The sequence below is a fragment of the Anaerolineae bacterium genome (genome assembly GCA_014360855.1).
GTDB lineage: Bacteria > Chloroflexota > Anaerolineae > JACIWP01 > JACIWP01 > JACIWP01.
Map to the genome: position 1 here is coordinate 1 of JACIWP010000317.1, position 3,275 is coordinate 3,275.

Below are 3,275 nucleotides of genomic sequence, written 5' to 3' on the forward strand. Positions count from 1 at the left end.
TCATAAGATAGCGCATTGCTGTGGACTGTCAAGCTGGCCCTTGTGGATGGGGGCCGGCCTCGTCGCGAGCAAAGAGGGGTATGAAAGTTTGCCCCTTATTTCACGATATACAGCGAAAAACCCTGTTTTGACTTTCTGGTATTTTTGTGATACATTGAACAATGTGCGGGAGCAGAGAAAGGGGCGTATCCCCCAGGCGACAGGAGGGTAAAGCCATGCCAAAGATTTTGATTGTGGATGATGATCCTGATTTCCTGTTTCTCTGCCGCAGGATCCTCGAGGCAGAAGGCTACCAGGTGATGGAAGCCCGAAGCGGAAGCCAGGCCCTGGAAGTGATGCGCAAGACCCCACCTGACCTTGTCCTCCTCGACGTGATGATGAGCACCACTTTGGAGGGCGTGGACGTCAGTAAGATGTTGAAAGCGGACCCGGCTCTCAAGCACATCCCTCTGATCATGATCTCCTCCATTACAACCAGCGAATACGCCAGCGAGTATCCTGAAGAACGGGTTCCCATTGATGCCTGGATATCCAAACCGATTCAACCCGAATTCCTGTTGAAAACCGTGCGGCGGTTCCTCAAGTAGCGCGCTGAACGCTGTTCCGACGATCAGGAGAGTGGATATTATGAGCCCATCACTTCCCCGTGTACTGACGGACGAACTATTGGACCGCGAATTCATGGCCCAGGTGGAACCCGATTGGCGTAAGCTGTTGTCCTGTCTGCAGTGCGGGACGTGCAGTGCGTCCTGCCCGACGGCTGAGCTGATGGATTACTCACCTCGTCAGCTTTGGGAGCTGATTCGTCTGGGCCTGCGCGATGAGGTCATGAACAGCCGCACCTTCTGGCTGTGCACGCAGTGCTATGCATGCACGGCCCGCTGTCCGCGGGGTATCATGACGAATGAGACCATGCGCCGGCTGAGGGAATGGGCGGTCGCCAACGGCTACTCCGTGCCTCAATCCCTCCTGATGATGCGCCAGGCGGTCAATTACAACCACAACATCCTCAACGAGGACAACAAGACCCGCCTCATCTGGAGCGAGGGCATCGAGATGCCGCCAGAGCGGGTGCAGGAGCCGGCCGACATCCTGCTCTTCACCGGCTGTGTGTCGGCCCTGTATCCCATGGTCTACAGCATCCCGCAGTCCCTGGTGCAAATATTCGAGCAGGCCCACGTGGGATACTCCCTGCTGGGCAGTGAGGAGTGGTGCTGTGGCTATCCTCTGTACAGCGCCGGCATGAAGGATGAGATGGTGAAGCTGGCCCAGCACAACGTGGAGAGGGTCCGCGCCGCCGGCGCCAAAATCCTGGTCACCACCTGCTCCTCCTGCTATTACACCTGGCATCACCTCTATCCGGAAATCCTGGGAGCAACCTTCGAGTTTGAGGTCCTGCACGCCAGCGAACTGCTCTCTCGCATGATCCAGGAGGGGACCATCCGGCTGACCGAGACGCCGTGGCGGGTGACGTACCATGACCCGTGTGACCTGGGGCGCAAGAGCGGCCTGTTCGATCCGCCCCGGGAAATCATCCGCAGTATCCCCGGGATGCATCTGGAGGAAATGCCCCACAGCCGGGAGAACGCGGTGTGCTGTGGGGGCGGCGGCGACGTCGCTATGACCGAGCCTGAAGCGGTGGAACACGTTTCCGTGGAGCGGCTTCAGGAAGCGCTCTCCACCAATCCGGAAGCCATCATCTCCTCCTGCCAGCAGTGCAAACGCACCCTGCTCCAGGCCGCCCGGAAGACGCGAACCCGCATCCGGGTGCTGGATGTATGCGAGCTGGTGTGGCAGGTCATGGAAAAATAACGAGGAGGACACGGATATGTCCAGCGAAGAGCCTAGAATCGGCGTTTACGTCTGTCACTGCGGGCTGAACATTGCGGCCACGGTGAACGTGGACGAAGTGGTGCGGTATGCCAGCAGTCTGCCCAACGTCGTGGTGGCCCGTTCGCATCGCTATACCTGCTCCGAGGCCGGCCAGGAGATGATCCGCCAGGACATCCGTCAGCTTGGGCTGAACCGCGTGGTGGTCGCCTCGTGCAGTCCGCGCATGCATGAGGCCACGTTCCAGAACGTCCTGGCATCCGCCGGCCTGAACCCGTATTTCTTCCAGATGGCCAATATCCGCGAGCATGTCTCGTGGGTCGTGAAGGACCCGGTGCAGGCCACCGAGAAAGCCAAGCGCCTGGTGCGCGCCGCCGTCTCCCGGGTGAGTTATCACGAACCGCTGTCCCCGCGTCGGGAGGATGTCACCAAGGCGGCCCTGGTGGTCGGCGCCGGCATCGCCGGCATCCAGGCGGCCCTCACCATTGCCGAGGCCGGCTATCCCGTCTACCTGGTGGAGAAACAGCCGTCCATCGGCGGGCATATGGCCCAGTTGGACAAGACTTTTCCCACCCTGGACTGCAGTACCTGAATCCTCGGTCCAAAGATGATGGATGCCGGTCGGCATCCCAACATTACTCTCCTCACCTACAGCGAGGTGACCGAAGTTTCCGGCTATGTCGGACATTTTCAGGTCAAGGTGCGCCAGCGCCCGCGCTATGTGAATACCGATCTCTGCACCGGCTGTGGGGCATGTGCGGAGGCCTGCGTGTTCAAGCGCGGGGTGCCCAATGAGTATGACGCCGGCCTGAGCCGGCGGCGGGCCGCCTATATCCCCAATAACGGCCAGGCCGTGCCGCTGAAAGCGGTCATTGACGACCAGGCCTGTCTGTTCCTGACGCGGGGGAAGTGCACCAAGGCCTGTGTGGAAGCCTGCCCTACCAATGCCATTGACTTCACCCAGAAGGAGCAGATTATCGAGCTCAGCGTGGGGACCATCCTGGTCGCCACCGGCTTCGAGATGTTTGACCCCCGCCGCCTGCCGGCGTACTCCTACGGCAAGTCGCCGGACATCATTGACGGCCTGCAGTTCGAACGCCTCTCCAGCGCTACCGGTCCCACACAGGGCCAGATCCTCACCTCCAAAGGCGAGAAGCCGCGCCGCGTGGCCATCATCCACTGCGTGGGTAGTCGCGATGAACATGCCAACCGCTACTGCTCCCGCATCTGTTGTATGTACGCGCTGAAACACGCCCACCTGGTGCGGGACAAGACCGATGCCGAGGTGTTCGAGTTCTACATGGACATCCGCGCCTTTGGCAAGGATTACGAGGAGTTCTATCAGCGGGTGCAGGAAGAAGGCGTCTATTTCGTGCGGGGGCGCGGCGCTGAGGTCGTGGTCCATGACGACGGGCGCATCCAGGTCAAGGCCGAGAACACCACCC

General features: G+C 60.4%; 4 protein-coding genes. All 4 read left to right on the top strand.

What is annotated here, in order from left to right:
• Positions 1–227 precede the first annotated feature (227 nt).
• Positions 228–587: a response regulator gene (locus tag H5T60_13305; GenBank protein ID MBC7243407.1), complete on the top strand. Its 360-nt coding sequence runs from the start codon at positions 228–230 to the stop codon at positions 585–587.
• Positions 588–627: 40 nt separating this feature from the next.
• Positions 628–1,812, top strand: a complete 1,185-nt coding sequence (locus tag H5T60_13310) for a (Fe-S)-binding protein (GenBank protein MBC7243408.1) — start codon at positions 628–630, stop codon at positions 1,810–1,812.
• Positions 1,813–1,828: 16 nt separating this feature from the next.
• A complete protein-coding gene (locus tag H5T60_13315; GenBank protein MBC7243409.1) occupies positions 1,829–2,422 on the top strand; it encodes a CoB--CoM heterodisulfide reductase iron-sulfur subunit A family protein in 594 nt (197 codons plus the stop codon).
• A gap of 15 nt (positions 2,423–2,437) precedes the next feature.
• Positions 2,438–3,275: CoB--CoM heterodisulfide reductase iron-sulfur subunit A family protein (locus H5T60_13320; GenBank protein ID MBC7243410.1), on the top strand; the 838-nt coding region annotated here is incomplete at its 3' end.